Raw genomic sequence first — 19935 nt, forward strand, 5'->3', positions numbered from 1 at the left:
AAGAGGCGAGGACCATGGGTACCAACTCCACAGCACGCGGCGCCCGTCGCCGCACCATCATCGCGGCCGGATCATTGGCGATTGTTGGGGCGCTTGCCCTGGCCGCCTGTTCGTCGTCCGGCAAATCCGCCACCGGGGACGTCGGACTGACTTTCATGAACCAGTCGCGCGGACAAGAGGCCGCGCTCACCCAACTCGCGAAGCAGTACACCACGAAGACCGGCGTCAAGATCACCATTGACACGCCCGGCCCGGTCGACTACCTGCCCAAGCTCCAGGCGAAGGCGCAGTCCAGATCCATGCCCGACATCTATTCGTCGTTCGACGCGACTCAGATGGCGCCCTTCTACAAGGCCGGCTGGGCGATGGACCTTTCCGCCCAGCTGAATGCCGGTTGGAGCAAGAACTTCAGCCCCGCCGTGCTCACGATGTCGACGTTCAAGGAAGGCAACAACCTCGGGGTCAAGCCCGGCGTCTATGCGGTGCACTGGGAGACGCAAACATACGGCCTCCTCATCAACCCGGCGCTGACCGGAATGTCAGCGAAAAAGCCGCCCGCGACGACGGCCGCGTTCATCGACGCGCTCGCCGCTTCGAACGGCGGCAAATTCTCCATCGCGGCCTCGCAGACACCGAACTTCATCCAGGCCGTCGCCTCGAACTGGCTGACGGACGCCGAGATCGAAGCAACCCTCAACGGGAAATCGACCTGGAAACAGGATGGCTGGCGTAACGCCTTCCAATTCCTGGTCGACCTGAAGAAGGCGGGCGTCATCGCGAACAACTCCATTCCCGGCGGTCAGGACGACCACCCGAACGTGGAGTCGTCCTTCTTCACCAAGAAGATGGGCGCGATCTTCGACGCCGCTCCCGGTGTCTCGGTGGGCCTGAGGACGAACCCGGAGTTCGAGGACTACTTCTCCACCGGGCTGCCCAAGGCTCCCGGAAGCGTCCACGAGCCGCGCTCGCCGGGTATCCCCGGGAAGGGCGCGGTGATCAATCCGAGGGGCGACCATCCTGAGCAGGCGCTGGCGTTCGTGAAGTGGCTGACCGAGCCCGCGCAGCAGGCGGTGTTCGCCAAGGTCGCTCGCATCCTTCCCAGCAACCCGGAACTCCTCGCCGGCGCGGACATCCCCGACCAGCTCGCGGGCTTCGCCGCCGGGGTGAAGGGCATGCAGGTCATGTCGACGACCTTCAAGCCTGACGTGATCACCGCGATCAGGGCGGAGTCTCAGCGGCTGGTGCTGGGCGAGGCGACGGTGGACGACGTACTCGCCAAGATCCAGGCGGCGCAGGATCGCACGTCATGACGACGTCGCGACTCGCGGTTCCCGTGGGGCGGCGAAGGACGCCGCACGGGAGGCGCGCCCTCCGGCGCAACCTGATCGGCTGGTTGTTCCTGGCTCCGGCCATCGCGCTCATCGGGATCTTCACGATCACGCCGTTCGCGCAGGCGATCCTGTTGAGCTTCCAGTCATGGGACGGCGTCAGCCCCGACACCCCGTGGGTGGGGCTGGCCAACTACGACTTCGTCGCGTCCGACCCGATCTTCTGGGCGTCCATGCGCAACGTCGTCTTCTTCGGTGTCGTCGGTTTCTTCCTCGGCAACGGAATCGCCCTGGTCATGGCGCTGGCCGTCAACAGCGTCGCCCGCGGCAAGACGTTCTTCCGCACCGTCTTCTACTTGCCGGGCGTGTTGTCGGTGGTGGTCGTCGGCCTGCTGTTCTCGTTCATCCTGGCCCCTGGGTCCGGCATCCTCAATCGGCTCCTGGGCCTGGTGGGTCTGGGCGCGCTCCAGCAGAACTGGCTCGGCGAGCCGGCCGTCGCACTGCCCGTCGTGGCGGCGGTGTTCGTCTGGTTTCACTGGGGATTCGGCTTCCTGCTCTTCCTCGCGGGGCTGCAGGACGTGCCGAAGGAACTGTACGAGGCCGCCGACCTCGACGGCGCGAACCCCTGGTCGAAGTTCCGGTACATCACCTGGCCACAGCTGGCTCCGGTCACGTCGATCGTGAGCCTGCTGACCCTGCTCGCCGCGCTCCAGATCTTCGGGACCGTACAGGTGCTGACCAACGGCGGACCGGGCCAGCACACGATGGTGCCGACCCTCGCGATCTACAACGAGGCGTTCGTCAACTGGCGCTACGGCAGCGCCGCGGCCATGTCGGTCATCTTCGGCGGCGCCCTCGTACTGCTGTCCGTGATCCAGCTCGCGATCACCAGGCGGAGGTCCCGCGTATGAGCAGCCGGACGACAGGAAGGGCCGACGAGATGTCCATCGCTTCAGAACCTCGTCGGAGGATGCGCCTCGACAAGGTCGGCCTGTACGGGCTGCTGGGCGTCGCCGCGCTGATCGCGCTGTTCCCCCTGCTGTGGATGCTGTCCGGATCACTGCAGAGCCTCACGGAGCTGCTCTCGAACGACAGCTTCCTGCCCGCCGACCCGCAGTGGGGCAACTACGTGACCGCGTGGGTCCAGGGCGAGCTCGGCGTCTATCTGCGCAACAGCGTGATCTACACGGGCTCCGCCGTCCTCGGCATTCTGCTGGTGTCCAGCCTCGCCGGGTACGCGCTCGCGCGACTCGACTTCGCGGGCAAGGGCGTGTTCACGTTCGTCATCCTCGCCGTGATGATCATCCCTGCGCCCGCCATGTTCCTGGCGCAGTACAAACTGCTCATCTCACTCGGCCTGACGAACAATCCCGTGGGCTATGTGCTGGTCCTGATCACCTCGGGCATCCCGATGTCGACGCTCATCATGCGCAGCTTCTTCGTCAGCCAGCCCCGCGCTCTGGAGGAGGCGGCCGCGCTGGACGGTGCCGGTCCGCTGCGCGTCTTCTGGCATGTGATCCTCCCGCTGGCACGGCCCGGCCTCGCCGCCGTGGCGGTCATCCAAGGGCTGGGGGCGTGGAACGAGTACCTCATGGCGCTCGTCCTGTTCGACGACAACTCCCTCATGCCCGTCCAGCGCGGTCTGACCGCCTTCACCTCCGCCGAGACGCCACAGCAGCAGATCCTCCTGGCCGCCACGACCATCTCGATCGTGCCGGTGGTGATCTTCTATCTGATGGCGCAGCGTCACATCGTGAAGGGCATCGGCGCGGGCGCGATCAAGTAGGCCGCGTCAGCTCCTCAGTCGGTGGGCGTCAAGCCTTGCGGCGGGAGCGGGCCAGGGCCAGCCCACCGAGGACCATGGCGATCAACCCGACCACCAGGTCCACGTAGCCCCCGACTATTCCGTAGCCGGTGCCGGGACCACCGTCGGCGGCGGCCACCACCAGCCCGCCGATGACTGTGCAGGCCAGCCCTGCAGCCAGGGCCACGATGGCTCCCCTTCTCCCGGTGCCGGTGCCGATACGACCGGCGGAGCGGGCCAGGGCCAGCCCGCCGAGGGCGACGCCGACCAGCCCCAGCAGCGCGGCCACCAAGGACCAGAGACGTCCGGCGGTCAAGGTGTAAGCATCGACGGGCTGGACCAGAACCTGCGCGGCTGCCGGTGTGGCGAGTGCTGAAATGCCGAGCAGGGCGGCTACGGCGGTGGCTAGCATGCGACGGACGAACATGAGGACCCTTTCGGTCGGATGAAGGGCGTCGGCAGCGTGTGCGGCGCGGTGACTCGGCCTGTGCCGGTCGAGGTGCCGGTGAGGGAGGGGTTTCACGGAATCGATCGTCGCGCCGTCGAGGCAAGCGCGGCCTCCGACAGCGGATGGCAGCGTCTACGCAGTTCTGCGTAGCCGACTCGTGTCTCGGTACGCCCGTCGTCGTAGGCGGCCGCGCGTCTGGGCGGAGTGTTCTCACGCGCGGGAACCGTAGGATCGCGGCATGGAACACCGCGCCGTGTCGTTGCGCCTGCCGGTGCCGGCGCAGGATGTGCTGGTCGCGCTGTTCATCACCGTGATGCAGGTTCAAGGGACGATCGTCCGCAACACCGGCGAGGTGGTGCAGCGCCCCCTTGGCGACCTCGGCAACCTGGGGTATGTCCTGCTGGTCGCCAGTGGTGTGGTCGTCGTCGTCCGCCGCCGGTGGCCGGTGCCGGTGTTCGTCACCGCCGCGCTCGTCAGCCTGGTGTATTACGGCCTTGGCTTCCCGGACGGGCCCGGCTGGCTCGGGCTCTTCGTCGCCCTGTACACCGTCGCCGCCTACGGGGACGGGCGCCGGTCGCTGGTGATCGCCGGCGTGGGCACCTCGGTGCTCGCCATCGCCTGGCTGGTCGCCGCGGCCGACATCGAGCCACGCGCCGCCATCGGCTGGGTGTACTTCCGGATCGGTGCGTCGGTCATGAGCGTGGCCCTTGGCGAGTCCGTCCGGTCCAGAAAGATCATCGCGGCCGAAGCTCAGGAGCGCGCCGAGCTGGCCGAACGGACTCGCGAGGAGGAAGCGCGGGCGCGTGTGGACGCCGAACGGCTCCGGATCGCGCGCGAGGTCCACGACACCGTGGCGCACGCCATAGCGATCATCAACGTCCAGTCCGGTGTCACCGCGCACGTGCTCGACAAGAGGCCGGAAGTGGCGCGCGAGGCGCTGCGAGCCATCGAGCAGACGAGTTCGCGGGCGCTGCGGGAGATGCGGGCCATCCTCGGCGTGCTCCGTGACGACGACGGTGACGACAACGACGGGCGCGTGCCGTACCCCGGGCTGGGGCAGATCGACGAACTGACCGCCAAGGCCCGCGCGGCCGGTCTCGACATCGAGCTCGAGGAGACCTCGCCCGCGGCGCCGTTGCCGAGTGCGGTGGGCAGTGTCGCCTATCGGATCCTTCAGGAATCGATCACCAACGTGATCCGCCACGTCGGTCCGACTCGGGTGACGGTCGCGCTGAACCCCGGAATGGAGGTCTTGGAGATCCGCGTGACCGACGAGGGCCGCCGTGCCGCCTCAGGTGTTGACCTCGCGGCTGCGCACCTACCGGCGCGGCAGCTGACCGGCACCGGCGGCTCGGCCCCCGCTCAGCCGACGCCCGGCCGCGGGATCCTCGGCATGCGCGAGCGCTGCCAACTGCTGGGCGGAGAACTCGACGCCGGCCCGCTTCCGGGCGGCGGGTTCGAAGTCAAGGCACGACTGCCCCTCGCGCCGACCGGGTCGCTTCTGTGAACGCGGCAGCCGCCTCACCGTTGACCAACGCTCCGATCAAGGTGCTGGTCGCCGACGACGAAGGTCTCGTGCGTTCCGGGTTCAAGGTCCTGCTCGACCTCGAGGACGACATCACGGTGGTGGGAGAGGCCACCAACGGCGGCGAAGCCGTCGAGCGGGCCCGCGCCGCCCGCCCCGACGTCGTGCTCATGGACATCCGCATGCCGAAGGTGGACGGGATTCAAGCCACCGCCCGGATCGCCCAGACGCGCGGGTTGGAGCAGGTCCGGGTCATCATCCTCACCACCTACGACACCGACGAGTACGTCTTCGACGCCTTGCAGGCCGGTGCCAGCGGCTTTCTGCTCAAAGACGCCGGACCGGCCGAGCTCCTGCATGCCATCCGGGTGGTCGCCGCCGGGGACGCGCTGATCGCGCCACGGATCACCCGACGCCTCATCGGCCAGTTCACAGCGCGACGAACAGCCGCGCAGGCCGCGGAGGAACGGCTCGCGGTGCTGACCGGGCGCGAGCGCGAAGTGCTGGCCCTGGTGGGACAGGGCCTGAGCAACAGCGAGATCGGTACCGAGTTGTTTCTCAGCCCGGCCACCGCGCGCACCCATGTCAGCCACGCGATGGCGAAACTGGGTGCGCGCGACCGTGCGCAACTGGTCGTCATCGCTTACCAGACAGGACTGGTCAGCCCCACGATGTAGAGCACGGCCACGCCGCCATGGGATGAACGTTTCAGCACCTGCCCCGCTGTGACAGCGGGATCGCACGCCGTCAGGCCAGATGGGGCCACTCCGGGGAGCGGCGGAACCGTGACGGAGGGGGCGGACCCTTGACGGATCTTTCCCCGTCATATTTGCTCCGCCACACCACCATCTCAGTCGGTGTACGTGGAAAGGAGTTCTGGATCCCGATGAGCTGTTAGCGCTCACAATGGCATGCGCTCCCTTATTCGCCAAGTTCCGGCAGATGAGGACGGACGGCCGGCTCGCCCTCGGCTGCCGCATCCGTACTCCGAGAACTCGTTCACGAGGTTAAGGATCCAGTATGTTAGCGCGAACACTACTGATCGACGCTCCCCGCTCGCTGACAGTGGCGAGGCGTTGAGCATGCGTACATGGGGACGATGGTGGGCGGCCGCGCTTACGGCCGTCGCCTTGGTGGTAGCGGGTGTAGCGATGCAGGCGGGGGTCGCCGGCGCGGAGTCCAACGGCGGGGTACGGGTCATGCCGTTGGGCGACTCGATCACCGAGGGCACGCAGGTGCCGGGCGGGTACCGGATCGGGCTGTGGCAGCGCCTGGCCGCCGGCCGCTACACGGTCGACTTCGTCGGGTCGCAGTTCAATGGGCCGGGCAGCCTGGGTGACCACGATCATGAGGGTCATCCCGGGTGGCGGATCGACCAGATCGATGCGAACATCACCGGCTGGCTGCGTACGTACACACCGCGCACGCTGCTGCTGCACATCGGCACCAACGACGTCCTGCAGAACTACAGCCTGGCCGGTGCCCCGCAGCGACTGTCCACGCTGATCGACCACATCACCACAGCCGTGCCGGACACGGATGTCTTCGTCGCGACCATCATCCCGCTGTCCAACTCCGGTCAGGAGTCCGCCGCCCGGACCTTCAACGCGGCGATCCCCGGCATCGTCCAGAGCAAGGTGAACAGCGGCAAGCACGTCCATTTGGTCGACATGCACAGCAAGTTGACCACTTCCGACCTGATCGACGGCATCCACCCCACCGCCGGCGGCTACGACAAGATGGCCGCCGCCTGGTACAGCGCGCTGCAGTCGGTATCCGGCAGCATCGGCCAACCCGGGGGCGGCACCCCCACGCCGGGTGCGGGGGCGATCAGGGGCGTGGGTTCGGGCAGATGCCTGGATGTCTCCGCCGCCTCGCAGGCGAACGGCGCGTCGGTGCAGATCTGGGACTGCAACGGTCAGTCCAACCAGAGCTGGACGCCGACCAGTGCGGGCGAGTTGCGGGTTTACGGCAGCAAGTGCCTGGACGTGTACAACCGGAGCAGCACCGACGGCACCCAGGTGGTGATCTGGGACTGCAACGGACAGAGCAACCAGCAGTGGCGCTTCAACTCCGACGGCACCATCACGGCGGTCGGCGCGAACAAATGCCTGGACGTGCCGAACTACTCCACCGCCAACGGCGTCAAGCTGCAGATCTGGACCTGCGGCGGCGCCGCCAACCAGCTCTGGAGCCGTGCCAACCCATGACATCACTCTCGCTGTGACAGCGACCGATCCCTCGACCACTCCCCCGCCCGTCAGGAGCGAGGGCGGACCGAGATCTTCTTGACACCCAGTAGGCAGAGGATCAGATGCGCAGAATTCTTGGCCTGGCAACGGCGGCGGCGCTCGTGGCCGGCTCCATCGTCGCGATCGGCGGTGCGGCATCGCCCGCCGCCGCGCTGGACAACGGTCTGGCCCGCACACCCCCGATGGGCTGGAACGACTGGAACAGCTTCGGCTGCAATGTCAACGACGGCCTGATCCGCCAGTCGGCCGACACCATGGTCTCCAGCGGCATGGCGGCGGCGGGCTACACCTACGTCAACATCGACGACTGCTGGTCCACCAAGAACCGCAATTCCAGCGGCGACCTGGTGCCGGATCCGCAAAAGTTCCCCAACGGCATCAAGGCCCTGGCCGACTACGTCCATTCCAAAGGGCTCAAGCTCGGCATCTACTCCTCGGCCGGAACCACCACGTGTGCGGGGTACCCGGCCAGCCTGGGCAACGAGGGGCGGGACGCGGCCCTGTGGGCGTCCTGGGGGATCGACTACCTGAAGTACGACAACTGCGGTGACCACAAGGGCATGAACGGACAGCAGCGGTACACGGCCATGCGCGACGCCCTGGCCGCCACCGGCCGTCCGATCGTGTACAGCCTGTGCAACTGGGGGCAGGAGAGCGTGTGGACCTGGGGGATGCCGGTGGGCAACTCCTGGCGCGACACCGGTGACATCGGGGCGAACTGGAACTCGATCATGGGCATCCTGGACCAGCAGGTCGGGCTCGAAGCCTACTCGGGCCCGGGCGGGTGGAACGACCCCGACATGCTGGAGGTGGGCGTCGGCGGGGTGACGGGGACCGAGGGCCGCGCGCACTTCAGCCTGTGGTCGCTGCTGAACGCGCCGCTCCTCGCCGGAAACGACATCCGTACGATGAGCGCCGACACGCGCACGATCCTCACCAACACCGAGGTCATCGCGGTCGACCAGGACTGGGGCGGCAGACAGGGCCACAAGATCAGCGACAACGGGAACCTGGAGGTCTGGCGCAAACCGATGTCGAACAGCTCGGTCGCGGTCGTGCTGCTCAACCGGGGCACCTCGACCTCGACCGTCTCCACCACCGCCTCCGCCTTGGGGCTCGGGTCCGCGTCCTCCTACTCGGTACGTGACCTGTGGGCGCACACGACGTCCTCCTCGTCCGGGGCGATCAGCGCGTCGGTCCCCGGGCATGGGGCGGCCATGTACGTCGTGACCGGAGGAGGCATCGTCACGCCGCCCGCGGGCGCGATCAAGGGGGTCGGCTCGGGCCGGTGCCTGGACGTCGTCGACGCCTCGCAGGCCAACGGCGCGCAGGCGCAGATCTGGGACTGCGGCGGCCAGGCCAGTCAGCAGTGGACGCCGACCGCGAGCGGTGAGCTGCGGGTCTACGGCGGCAAGTGCCTGGACGTTTACAACCGGGGAACCGCCAACGGCACCAACGTCATCATCTGGGAGTGCAACGGCCAGGACAATCAGCAGTGGCGCTTCAACTCCGACGGCACCATCACGGCGGTCGGCGCGAACAAATGCCTGGACGTGCCGAACAACGCCACCGCCAACGGCACCAAGCTGGCCATCTGGACGTGCAACGGCGGCTCCAATCAACGCTGGACCCGCACCTGACCTGACTCGCCGTGCGCCGGCCGACCGCCATCGATCCAACGCGGGAACTTTGCCGGCCGGTCGGGCATCTAACACGCCGTGGAAGCGCTGATCGCGGGAGATCCGGAGCACATCGGGGAGTACTGGCTCGCGGGCCGGCTCGGCTCCGGAGGCCAAGGTGTGGTGTACGACGCCTACGATCGTGACGGGCGCAGGGTCGCGCTCAAAGTGCTCCACTCGGCCAGCGACGAGGGCCGCGACCGGTTCGCCAAGGAGGCGACTGCCGCCGGCCGGGTGGCCTCGTTCTGCACGGCCAGGGTGCTGGCCGCCGACATGTCGGGCAGCAAGCCGTACATCGTCAGCGAGTATGTGCCGGGGCCGAGCCTGCGCCAGGCGGTCGGCCAGGGGCGCAGGTTCACCGGGGACGACCTGCACAGGCTGGCCACCGCGATCGCCACCGCATTGACCACGGTGCACGACGCGGGCGTGATACACCGAGACCTCAAGCCGGACAACGTGCTGCTCAGCCCCGACGGTCCACGGGTGATCGACTTCGGCATCGCGCGGACCTTGGACATGTCGCTGACCAAGACCGGCGAGGTGTCCGGTACGCCCACCTACATGGCGCCTGAGGTGTTCACCGGGCAGCGGGCGGGCGCGCCCGCCGACGTTTTCGCCTGGGGTGCGATCGTGGTGTTCGCCTCCACGGGCGAGGACCCGTTCAGAGCGGACAACTTGGGCGGGGTCATGCACCGGGTGCTGTCGGCGCGGCCCGACCTGAGTGGGCTGCCGCCGCGACTGGCCTCGCTGGTGGCCGCCGCGCTGGAGAAGGACCCTTCGGCCCGGCCCTCGGCACGCGACCTGCTCCTCGCGCTGGTCAGCGGCGGCGACGCGGACATGCGCGGGCTGCTGACCGCGGGCAGCCGTGCGGCCAGCGGCGTGCACGTGCCCGGCACCGCCGATCCGGCGCTCGGCACGATCGCCGAGGACGCCTACGGCGCGCTCGCGCCTGAGGTGCGGGAGCTGGCCGCCGAGGTCTTCCTCCGTATGGTGTCCGTCACCGACGACGGGTACGAGAGCGTCCGCTGGGTGCTGAAGGACGAACTGTTCGCCGGCCGCTCGGAGCGGGAGGTCCAGGCCATCGAGCGGATTCTGCGGACCTTCTCCTACCTGGTGACGCAGAAGGACGAGGCGGTCGCGCTGGCGCATCCCGCTCTGCTGCGTGCCTGGCCGCGGCTGCGGATGTGGGTGGACGGTGACCGTGACGGCCTTGCCGTACTGGGTCAGATCAGTAGCGCGGCGCGTCAGTGGGCCGAGAACGGGCGCAAGGACGGCGATCTGCTGCGGGGCAGCAGCCTGGACCACGCGCTGACGTGGGCGGCCACCGGGCGCAGGAACGTCACGCTGACCCCGAGGGAGCGCGATTTCCTTGCCGCGGGCACGGAGCTGACCAGGAAGAACATCCGCCGCAGGCGGCTGACCACGGTGGCGCTGGGCGTACTGCTGGCGGTGGCGGTGGCCGCGGGAAGTGTCGCGGTGGTGCAGGGCAGGCAGGTCGCCGAGCAGAGTCGCGTGGTGGCCCGGCAGCGCGATCAGGCCGTAGGACGGCAGGTCGCGGCCGAGGCCGACAAGCTGCGTACCACCGACCCGGCCAAGGCGATGCTGCTCAGCGTGGCCGGCTGGCGGCTGGCCTCGGGCCCCGACACCAGGCAGAGCCTGATGACCTCGCTGACGATGCCGGAGAGCATGGCCTTCCGCGACCCGGGCGCCAAGGGGGTCTCCACGGCCGCGGCGGCGGCCGACGGGCGCACGCGGGTCATCGCCGACGAGGACGGGGTACGGGTCTACGACGTCCCTTCGCGACGGCAGACGACCTTCTGGAAGTGGCCGAGCGGATTCGCCGCGCTGCCGTCGGCGGCCGCCCTCAGCCCGAGCGGCAGGACACTGGTGATCGTCAGCCGGGACACGGCGTACTCCTGGGACACCATGACGGGCAAGAAGCTGCACGAGCACCGCGTGGCAGCGGGGTCCCCCGGCGTGGACGTGGTCTTCGACGCGCATGAGAGCCTGGTCGCGGTGATGCGCGAGACCACGATGGAGTTCCTGTGGGACACCCGGACGGGCAGGTCCTACGCTCCGCGGCTGGAGGCCGACTCCGGCCCGGCCATCGCGCCCTCTGGCGCCTACATCGCGGGGATCGGCATCAACCAGGGCGGGCTGAAATTGATCCGCCTGCCTGACCTCACCGTGGACACCCGGATGCCGAAGAAGTGCGGCACCGCCGCGACGTTCACGGCGGACAGCCGGCGACTGCTGTGCGCCAACGGCGACATCGTGGCCTGGGATCTGCGCACAGCCAGGAAACTGCCCGACGAGGATCGGCCGTTCTGGCAGGAGTCGGCCTCGGACGACTTCTTGGCCACGTCTCTGCGGATCAGCCGGGACGGCAGGAGGCTGCTGGGTGTCGAGGGCAGGACGATCCACCTGTGGGACGCCGAGAAAGGCGATGATCTCTACACCTACGTGGCGGAGGGCGAGCCGGACGAGGCCTGGCCGGATCCTGACGGCAAGACCATCCGATACCTGCTCGAAAACTCGATCATCACCCTCGGCATCGGCTCCCGCGTCTCTCGCGGCAGGCTGCCGAGCGGGTACGAGGTCGGCGGATTCAGCCAGGACGGCCGATTGATCGCCGCCGAGAAGGACAACGCACCCACACGCGTCTGGGACATGCGCCGCCTGGGCGTGCCGTTGCCCGGCAGCGAGGGCACCACCGGTGCGCTGTTCGATCCGGCGGGCAAGAGGCTGACCGCCGCCGGCGAGGGCTCGGGAGTCTCCGTCTGGGACGTGGCCACGGGCAGGCGACTCTGGCACTATCCCGTTCCCAAGGAGCGGTACGTCGGTTCGACGGCGTTCACTCCCGATGGCGGCAAGCTGGTGCTGTCGCTCGCGGAGGTGAGCCGGCCGGACGCCGGAAACGAGCTGATCGTCCTGGCCGCCGACAGCGGCCGGGTACTCACCCGGCACAAGCTCGACACCAGCACGGAGATCGTCGCCCCGACCCGCGACGGTACGGCCATGGTGACCACCACCGGCAGGGTGCTCGACCTGGACACCGGCAAGCCCGTCGGCACCGGGTTCAACCGGGCGGGCTACAGCATCGCGGTCAGCCCCACGGCGCCGCTCCTGGCCCTCGGCACAGGCACGATCGAGCTGTGGGACAGCGCGAAGGGCGCCGAACTGTCGCCCGCCATGCGCGTGGCGAGCCATGCCGAGGTCGAATCCGTGCTGTTCAGCCATGACGGCACCCTGCTGGCAGCGATCAGCAGGTCCATCGGTGAGACCTTCGATGACGTGTACACCGCCCAGATCTGGGACGTCGCCTCACGGCAGCGGCTCGGCTCGTTCCCCATCGACATCTTCGACCGGCTGGCGTTCAGCGCCGACGACGGCATGCTGTATGTCTCGGGCAACCAATCGGGGACCATCGCCCAGATACCGGTCGCCGGGGACCGCGTCGCCGCGCTCGTGTGCGGGCGGGCGGGTCGCACGCTAAGCCCCCAAGAGTGGGACCAGTATCTGACAGGTGCGCCCTATCGCGACATCTGCCCGCTGCTGACGTCCAAGGGCGAGGGGAACGATGGCACAGCCGTTCCTCGCTAGCCGGGAGGCTCCAGACCCGCCCATCGTATTGATCATTTCTGGCTTTTCACGGCCTCCGTGCCGCTCGCGGACGTGGTCTCAGCCTGCGGCTTAAGCGCGTCCGCGTTCGTACGCAGGGTGATCGGCTTGAGCAGCAGCGCGGCGACCACACCCACGACGGCGACGGCGGCCGAGATGAGGAAGACGTGTCCGGTGGCGTCGCCGTAGGCGGTGGCCGGTGGCACGCCGTCGGCCGTGCCGGCGCCGACCTGGCGGGCCAGGACCGCGCCGAGCACGGCGACGCCGACCGTGCCGCCGAGGGAGCGGAAGAACACGACAGTAGCGCTGGCGGCGCCGATGTCGGTCAGCGCGACGGCGTTCTGCACGACGAGGACGAAGTTCTGCAGGGTCAGGCCGACGCCGGCGCCGACGAGCACCATCGCGAAACCGATGAGCGGCATCGGCGTGTGCTGGTCGAGCAGGCCGAGGATCACGAATCCGGCGGTAAGAGCGATGGTTCCGGTGATGAGGAACGGCTTGAGCTTTCCGGTACGGGTGACCAGCCGGCCGCCGACGATCGAGGCGATCAGGATGCCGGCCATCATCGGGATGGTGAGCAGGCCGGCCTCGGTGGGGGTGTGGCCGCGGCTGATCTGGAAGTACTGGGTGAGGAAGACGGTCGCGCCGTACATGGCGGTGCCGGCGGCGAGGCTGCCGAGGATCGCGAGGGCGGTGGCGCGTTGCCGGATGACACGCAGCGGCACGATGGGCTCGGAGACCCGGGATTCGACCCAGAGCGCGACGCCGAGCAGCAGTATCGAGCCACCGACCATGGCGGCGGTCTGCCAGGAGGCCCAGGCGAAGGCGTCGTCGACGAAGGAGACCCAGATCAGCAGGAGGCTGACGCCCGCGGTGATGAGCGTGGCGCCCCAGTAGTCGATCTTCACGTTGTCGCGGCGGTAGATCGGCAGTCGCAGGGTCAGCTGCAGGATGATCAGCGCGACGATCGCGACAGGAATGCCGACGAAGAAGCACCAGCGCCAGCCCAGCCACGAGGTGTCGACGATGAAGCCGCCCAGCAGCGGGCCGCCGATGGTGGAGATCGACGTGACACTGGACAGGTATCCGGCGTAGCGGCCACGTTCCCGGGGCGACACCAGCGCGCCGATCGCGATGTTGACCAGGGTCTGCACCGCGCCGACGCCGACGCCCTGCAGGGCGCGGGCGGCGATCAGTTGCCCGGCGTTCTGGGAGAGGCCGGCGGCGATCGAGCCGGCGATGAAGATCAGGACGGCGATCTGGATCAGTGCCCGCTTGGAGAACAGGTCGGCGAGCTTACCGAAGATCGGGGTGGCGACGGTGGCGGCCAGCAGCGTGGCGGTCACCACCCAGGTGTACTGGGTGGGGGAACCACGCAGTACACCGAGCATGCGCGGCAGCGCGGTGGAGACCACGGTGCTGGCCAGTGTCGAGACGAACAGGGCGAGGAGCAGCCCGCTGAGCGCTTCGAGGATCTGCCGGTGGGTCCTGTCGGGGCTGGAGCTCATGGTGCGCTCTCTTCGGGGTTCACGCGCAGAACGCTGCCGTCGCCGTTCGCGGCGATGATCAGGGAGCCGTCCCCCGCGGCCGCGATTCCGGCGAACGGCCGCGGTATTCCGGGTAGGCCGGGCGGGATGAACAAGTCGGGTTCGGGGCGGGTCAGGCCGGCCGCGGACGCGACCGGAAGAGAGTCGGCTTCGATCTCGACGTCGCCGGTGGCGAGGTCGATGGCGAGCAGCCGGCGGTGGGTGGTCTCGACGACGTACACGGTGCCGTTGTAGACGGTGATGCCTTGCGGGGTGCCGAGCCCGTCGGCGAGCAGCCGGGGTACGCCGTCCTCGACGTGGTACACCGCGGCGAGCCGCTCGTCGCTGATGTAGCAGCGCTGGTCGGCGTCGACGGCTACGTCGACCGGGCGGCCGAGGCCCTCGACCAGCACACTGACCTGGTCGTCGTGGTCGATCGCGACGACGCGGCCGGCGCCGGATTCGGCGACCACCAGGGTGCCGTCGGTGCGCACGGCGATGCCCAGCGGACGGTTCAGGCCGCTGGCCCTGGTGCGCACCGTGCCGGAGCGCCGGTCGTAGGTGCGTACGTGCCCATACTGGGAGGTGGTGTGGAGCAGGTCACCGTCGGCGGCGACGCCGTGCACGAAGTTCAGCAGCTGGGTGGTGGTGACGTCTTCGCCAGATTGATCGGCTTCGCCCTGTTGGTCGGCTTCGCCCTGTTGGTCGGCGGGCTGGGTGAGGCGGTAGTGGTCGGCCACGTGGATGCCGCCACCGAGATCGATGGTCACCCCGAAGGGGCCCCCGAGTCCGCGGGGCACGATCTGGCGGGTACGTCCGTCTGCCATGAGCTCGGCGACGCCGCCGTGGGCGTAGCTGGAGACGAACATCCGGTTGTCGGCGTCGAAGGCGGCGTTGTCCAGGGCGTTGAGTTCGCTGACGATGCGGACCGGTCGCCTGTGCCGGCCAGGTCGACGCGCGTGACGATCCCGCTCGCGCCACGGGAGAGGACCAGCAGGGCGCCACCGCGATCGAAGCGCACGGCGACCGGATCCGGGACATCCGCGGCCACCAGTTCCGGATCGCCGCCGTCGAGCGGGATGCGGAACACCTCACCGGTGAGCATGTGGGGGTAGTAGAGCTGCCCGTCCGGGCCGAGTTGCATGGCGTTGCCCATGGCCAGGCCGGTCGTGAGCACCGTGGGTTCGTCGCCTGCCGGGGACAGCTCCAGCAGGCGTCCACCCGGGATCATCTCGTTGGCGAACACCCGAGTGCCGACGCAGGCGATGCCGTTGGGTGCGGTGATCTCGTCGGTGACCAGCGCGAAGCCTCCGGCCGGGTCACGTCGCCACACCCGGCCCGGGACCAGGTCGGTCACGTACATCGCGCCGTCGGTGTCGAAGGCGAGGTCGTCGGGGGCGTGCAGTGGCCCGTCCGATGGCACGACCACCTCGACGTCGCCGGTGGCCAGGTCGACGGCGCTGATCTGCCCGGCGAGGAACTGGGCCACGTACAGGCGTCCGTCGGGTCCGAAGGCCATGCCGTTCGATCCCCACAGCGGGCGCGCCTGGATCAGCTGCTCGACTTTCCGGCGGTTCATCGGTTGCCCGCCAGTACCTCGTCCATGCCGCCCTCGGCGCGCCAGCGGCGCAGCAGGTCGTGGAAGGCGACGGGGCCGGGCCCGTACGTCTGGCTGACCGAGCGTGGTTTGCCTTCGTTGTTGTAGTAGCCCGGCGTGCATTCGGCCTGGAACGCCCTGTTGTCCGGTGCCAGCTCCCGGATGGTGGTGACCCATGCGTCCTCGGCGTCTCGGGTCGGCTCGACCGACGCGATGCCACGCCGGCGGGCCTCGGCGACCACGGCACCGATGTGGGTGGCCTGCTCCTGCAGGATGTGCACGAAGTTGACCGCGGCGGAGTTCTGCAGTGAGCCCAGGTGGAACAGGTTCGGGAAGCCGTGGCTGTAGAAGCCGTGCAGCGTACGAGGGCCCTGCCGCCGCCAGGTGTCGAGCAGGGCCGCGCCGCCCCGGCCGTACACCGGCAGGGAGCCGGTGAGGATGCCCGAAAGGCCGACCTCGAAGCCGGTGGCGAAGATGACGCAGTCGACCTCGTACTCCTGCTCGCCGACCACGACCGCCGACTCCGTCATCCCGGTGATGCCGCCGTGGTCGGCGGTGTCGACCAGAGTGACATTGGGGCGGTTGAACGTCTGCAGGTAGTGGTCGCTGAAGGTGGGCCGCTTGCACATGTAGCGGTACCAGGGCTTGAGCAGTTCCGCGGTGGCCGGGTCGCCGACGATCTCGTCGACGCGGGCGCGGATCTGGTTCATCTTCTGGAAGTCGGCGATCTCGTCGAGGTACTCGCGTCGCTCGGGTGACAGGTCGGTGTCGACGGTGCCGGCCATCAGGTGACGTTGCAGCCGTGCGGTGCTGGTCCAGCCGTCATCGATCAGGTCCTGTTCGGCGAGCCCGCCGGTGACGACGGTGAGGAAGTTCCTCATCCGTTCCTGCTGCCAGCCGGGTTTGAGCGAAGCGGCCCAGGCCGGGTCCGTGGGGCGGTTGTCGCGCACGTCGACCGACGAGGGGGTGCGCTGGAAGACGTACAGGTGCTGCGAGTCGCGCCCCAGGTGCGGGATGACCTGGATCCCGGTGGCGCCGGTGCCCACCACCGCGACGCGCTTGTCGGCGAGCTTGTGCAGGCCGCCGTTCTGGTCGCCGCCGGTGTAGCCGTAATCCCAGCGGCTGGTGTGGAAGGTGTGCCCGCGGAACGTCTCGATGCCGGGGATGCCGGGCAGCTTCGGCTGTACCAGGGTGCCGGCGGACATCACGACATAGCGGGCCCGGAAGTCGTCGCCACGGTCGGTGCGCACCTGCCATTCGGCCGCGGCGTCGTCCCAGCGCAGTTGCGTGACGCGGGTGTGGAACAGCGTGTCGCGGTACAGGTCGTAGAGTTCGGCGATCGCGACGGCGTGCCGGCGGATCTCCTCGCCGGGCGCGTATCGCATGGTGGGCAGGTAGCCGGCCTCTTCGAGCAGCGGCAGGTAGATCGATGATTCGATGTCGCAGTGGATGCCCGGGTAGCGGTTCCAGTACCAGGTGCCGCCGAAGTCGCCGGCCTCGTCGAGCATCCGGATGTCGTCCACGCCGGCCTCACGGAGCTTGGCCCCGGTGAGCAGCCCGCCGAAGCCGCCACCCACCACCAGTGCCTCGACTCGGTCGCGGACCGGTTCCCGCTCGGCGCGTTCGGTGTACGGGTCGGCGGCGTAGTAGCCGAACTTGCCGCGGGCGCCCTGGTACTGGGCGTTGCCGTCGGGCCGCAGCCGGCGATCGCGTTCGTGGCGGTACCTGGCGCGCAGCACGTCCGGGTCGAAGCCCAGTTCCGCGACTGTGAAACGCGCAGGCGGCGAAGAGAGGTCCATGCATGCCCTTCCGATGCGGGAGCCGCTGAGTCATTGCCGCGCCCGGGGAGATGGCACGGGACATCGTCCGGCGCGGAGCCGATCGGACGAGGCGGCGACACGTTTGCAGCGGCGAATGATCGCCCCGTCGGAGAGAAGCTAACCGAATGCGGAAAATTAAGTCAAACGACTGCCTTAACGCTCGACTGCGGGGCCAGGTACAGCCCTTCGATGGCATCGATCAGCTCGGCGGCCGTGGCCGACCATGCCTCCCTGGCCGCGTCCACGTCGGGCGGCAGCGTGCGCTCGCGATGGGCGCAGATGTGCACGAGCAGCGTGCGTGCCATGTCGTCACGTCGGCGGCGCAGCTCGGGGGAAAGCGCCGGAAGACAGCTGTGCAGGCCGCCGACGACCGTGTAGAAGTTGGGCGCGTCCTGCAGTCCCGCGGCCGCCAGCTCGCGTAGCTGCGGTTCGGTCATGATCTGAGCGGCGAGCCTGGCATACCAGGTCGGGGTTTCCAGGCTGCTCAGATGCTCGGTGAACGGCAGCACGACGCAGGCGACCCAGTCGCGCAGATCCGTACTGTCACCCCTGGTCCGCAGCAATCGTTCGCGGATCCGCTCCATCAGCGTGGTGTGGTGCTCGACGATCGCGCGCAGCAGGTCGGCCTTGGTGCCGAAGTGGTAGCCGACCGCGGCGTTGTTGCTCTGCCCTGCGGCCTCGCTGATCTGGCGGTTGGAGACCGCGAACACCCCGTGCTCGGCGAACAGACGTTCGGCGGCCAGCAGGATCCGGCTCCGGGTCTGACCCGCCTTCGGTGTGGTTTTGCCGATGGCGGTGTCCGTGCGTGCGGCCGGCGCCGCGCAGATGGCCGCTGTACCGGCAGCGGCCAGCGCGAACATCTGGTCGAGGATCTCGAACAGCCGTGCCGGGCCGCCCTCGGAGTCCCACGCCATGACGCTTTCCCGGACGCAGGCGAGCGCCATGCTGCTCATCGTCCTGGCACTCAGGCCGGTGATGCCGCGGCTGCCGAGCCAGTCGAGGATGGACTCCTCGAGATGAGCGTCGGCCCCCAGGAGGAAGCGGTTCAGCTCGGGCTGACCGGCCAGGATGCGCCGCCGCGCGGACACCGTCCGGAACTCCGCAGTCAGAAATGCCTTCAGAGCCCTGGTCAGGGCGACCCACGGGTCGGCGCCGGCCTCCCGTACGAACAGATCCGCGAGCTGGGCCGCTTCGCCGGGGGCCGGGTCGAACAGGGCGCCCGCCTTGGTGTCGAAGTGGTTGAAGAAGGTGCGCCGGGACACACCGGCGGCCGCCGCGATGTCGTCGATCGACACGGCGGCGAATCCGCGCTGCTCGAACAACGTCAGGGCGGCCTGACGCAGCCGGCGCCGGCGTTCGGTCTTGTCCGCGCCACCTGTGGTCCGGGCGCCAGGGGACGTGGGGCTCACTCCTAGACAGTAGGGCCTCGGCATGGAAGGGTGCATCTGCACTAAGTGCAAGCAACTCTCTGGAGTTCGGGCCCGACGAGCAGGTCAGCCGCCAAGACGGCGGGCGGACGGCTCGCCCGTGTGCCACCCGGCCGTCAACGGGTGAAGATCGCCTGTTCCACGTCCACGCGGCTAGGCTCTGGCCGATGAACGAGGCACGCAGGGCGACCGCGGCCGACGCCGCGGAGCTGGTCCGCTTGCGCGGAGTGTTGATGACTCAGCTGGCGGGGCACCGGTCGGCCGACGGAGGCTGGAAGGCGACCGCGGAGGTGATGCTCCGCGAGCGGCTGGCCGAGCCGGATCCCACACTGGTCGCCTTCGTCGTGGACCGACCGGACCTGGTGGGCCGGGCGGGCCTGCTGGCCGCGTGCGCGGTCGGCACCGTCGAGTGCCGGCTCCCGGGGCCGGGCAACCCCAGCGGCGAGGTCGGGTACGTCTTCAACGTCGTGACCGACCCGGCCCACCGGCGACGCGGCTACTCGCGCAGGTGCATGGCCGCGCTGCTCGACTGGTATCGCGACCGTGGCATCAGGACGATCGACCTGCGCGCCTCCTCCGAGGGCGAACCGCTCTACCGGTCCCTGGGCTTCGCCCTTTCGCGCGACCCCGCCATGCGGCTCCACCTGCGGCCACCGGAGCAGTCCCCTTCTTGAGGAGGAGGCCGGGCCGGGCGGCGCTGGAGGCGATCATCGACGCCGTGGGCCTGCGCGACCGGCTGGGCCACCGGCCGAGCCAACTGTCCGGCGGTCAGCAGCAGCGGGTGGCCTGCGCCCGCGCGCTCGTCACGAAGCCGGACGTCGTGTTCGCCGACGAACCCACCGGAGCGCTGGATTCCGCCTCGTCCGCGCGCGGGCTCGGCCGACCTGCGCCGTGGCGTACTCGTCGCA

The 19935-nt window shown here is 69.0% G+C and carries 15 protein-coding genes and 1 pseudogene; 10 read left to right on the plus strand and 6 right to left on the minus strand.

Features of this window, described 5'->3' with window-relative positions:
- The first annotated feature begins 14 nt into the window (after positions 1 to 14).
- Genes AB0C30_RS40410 through AB0C30_RS40420 form a run of 3 tightly spaced genes read left to right on the plus strand, consistent with a single transcriptional unit; the run spans position 15 to position 3114 of the window.
- Complete coding sequence (locus AB0C30_RS40410) at positions 15 to 1310, plus strand: ABC transporter substrate-binding protein (protein ID WP_357954026.1); 1296 nt, start codon at positions 15 to 17, stop codon at positions 1308 to 1310.
- Positions 1307 to 2239 carry a sugar ABC transporter permease gene (locus AB0C30_RS40415; protein WP_357954028.1) on the plus strand — a complete coding sequence of 311 codons (933 nt, stop codon included), beginning with the start codon at positions 1307 to 1309 and terminating at the stop codon, positions 2237 to 2239. Before AB0C30_RS40410 ends, AB0C30_RS40415 begins: the two co-directional genes overlap by 4 nt.
- A gap of 59 nt (positions 2240 to 2298) precedes the next feature.
- Positions 2299 to 3114 (plus strand): carbohydrate ABC transporter permease, encoded by an 816-nt coding sequence (locus AB0C30_RS40420; protein WP_357954030.1) that lies wholly within the window; start codon positions 2299 to 2301, stop codon positions 3112 to 3114.
- 28 nt (positions 3115 to 3142) lie between these two features.
- On the opposite strand, the gene AB0C30_RS40425 is transcribed toward AB0C30_RS40420, so the two are convergent.
- Entirely contained in the window at positions 3143 to 3544 is a 402-nt protein-coding gene (locus AB0C30_RS40425) for a DUF6223 family protein (RefSeq protein WP_357954032.1), read from the minus strand.
- Between the two features lie 274 nt (positions 3545 to 3818).
- Between AB0C30_RS40425 and AB0C30_RS40430 the strand changes: the two genes are divergently transcribed.
- From AB0C30_RS40430 to AB0C30_RS40450, 5 genes are all read left to right on the plus strand, one after another.
- A complete protein-coding gene (locus AB0C30_RS40430) occupies positions 3819 to 5087 on the plus strand; it encodes a sensor histidine kinase (RefSeq protein ID WP_357954034.1) in 1269 nt (422 codons plus the stop codon).
- On the plus strand, positions 5084 to 5782 hold the full coding sequence (locus tag AB0C30_RS40435; protein WP_357954036.1) for a response regulator transcription factor: 699 nt from the start codon (positions 5084 to 5086) through the stop codon (positions 5780 to 5782). The genes AB0C30_RS40430 and AB0C30_RS40435 overlap by 4 nt, the downstream gene beginning before the upstream one ends.
- A 474-nt stretch (positions 5783 to 6256) precedes the next feature.
- Positions 6257 to 7315 (plus strand): ricin-type beta-trefoil lectin domain protein, encoded by a 1059-nt coding sequence (locus AB0C30_RS40440; protein WP_357954038.1) that lies wholly within the window; start codon positions 6257 to 6259, stop codon positions 7313 to 7315.
- A 104-nt stretch (positions 7316 to 7419) separates the two neighbouring features.
- Complete coding sequence (locus tag AB0C30_RS40445; protein ID WP_357954040.1) at positions 7420 to 8997, plus strand: ricin-type beta-trefoil lectin domain protein; 1578 nt, start codon at positions 7420 to 7422, stop codon at positions 8995 to 8997.
- Between the two features lie 78 nt (positions 8998 to 9075).
- Positions 9076 to 12639: a serine/threonine-protein kinase gene (locus tag AB0C30_RS40450; protein WP_357954042.1), complete on the plus strand. Its 3564-nt coding sequence runs from the start codon at positions 9076 to 9078 to the stop codon at positions 12637 to 12639.
- 32 nt (positions 12640 to 12671) lie between these two features.
- Here AB0C30_RS40450 and AB0C30_RS40455 read toward each other — a convergent pair whose 3' ends face one another.
- From AB0C30_RS40455 to AB0C30_RS40475, 5 genes are all read right to left on the minus strand, one after another.
- Positions 12672 to 14165, minus strand: coding sequence for an MDR family MFS transporter (locus AB0C30_RS40455; protein WP_357954044.1), 1494 nt, complete (start codon positions 14163 to 14165; stop codon positions 12672 to 12674).
- The gene (locus tag AB0C30_RS40460; RefSeq protein ID WP_357954046.1) at positions 14162 to 14983 is read right to left on the minus strand and encodes a hypothetical protein; all 822 of its coding nucleotides are present in this window, start codon (positions 14981 to 14983) and stop codon (positions 14162 to 14164) included. The genes AB0C30_RS40455 and AB0C30_RS40460 overlap by 4 nt, the downstream gene beginning before the upstream one ends.
- Positions 14950 to 15762, minus strand: coding sequence for an SMP-30/gluconolactonase/LRE family protein (locus AB0C30_RS40465; RefSeq protein WP_357954048.1), 813 nt, complete (start codon positions 15760 to 15762; stop codon positions 14950 to 14952). The genes AB0C30_RS40460 and AB0C30_RS40465 overlap by 34 nt, the downstream gene beginning before the upstream one ends.
- Positions 15759 to 17579 (minus strand): NAD(P)/FAD-dependent oxidoreductase, encoded by a 1821-nt coding sequence (locus AB0C30_RS40470; RefSeq protein WP_357954051.1) that lies wholly within the window; start codon positions 17577 to 17579, stop codon positions 15759 to 15761. The genes AB0C30_RS40465 and AB0C30_RS40470 overlap by 4 nt, the downstream gene beginning before the upstream one ends.
- A gap of 161 nt (positions 17580 to 17740) precedes the next feature.
- The gene (locus AB0C30_RS40475; protein WP_357954053.1) at positions 17741 to 19009 is read right to left on the minus strand and encodes a TetR family transcriptional regulator; all 1269 of its coding nucleotides are present in this window, start codon (positions 19007 to 19009) and stop codon (positions 17741 to 17743) included.
- 185 nt (positions 19010 to 19194) lie between these two features.
- Between AB0C30_RS40475 and AB0C30_RS40480 the strand changes: the two genes are divergently transcribed.
- Positions 19195 to 19701 (plus strand): GNAT family N-acetyltransferase, encoded by a 507-nt coding sequence (locus AB0C30_RS40480; protein ID WP_357954055.1) that lies wholly within the window; start codon positions 19195 to 19197, stop codon positions 19699 to 19701.
- 2 nt (positions 19702 to 19703) lie between these two features.
- Positions 19704 to 19889 (plus strand): annotated as a pseudogene (locus AB0C30_RS40485) (ATP-binding cassette domain-containing protein); the annotation flags it as partial.
- Positions 19890 to 19935 lie beyond the last annotated feature (46 nt).

The sequence above is a fragment of the Nonomuraea sp. NPDC048901 genome (assembly GCF_040649695.1).
Lineage (GTDB): Bacteria > Actinomycetota > Actinomycetes > Streptosporangiales > Streptosporangiaceae > Nonomuraea.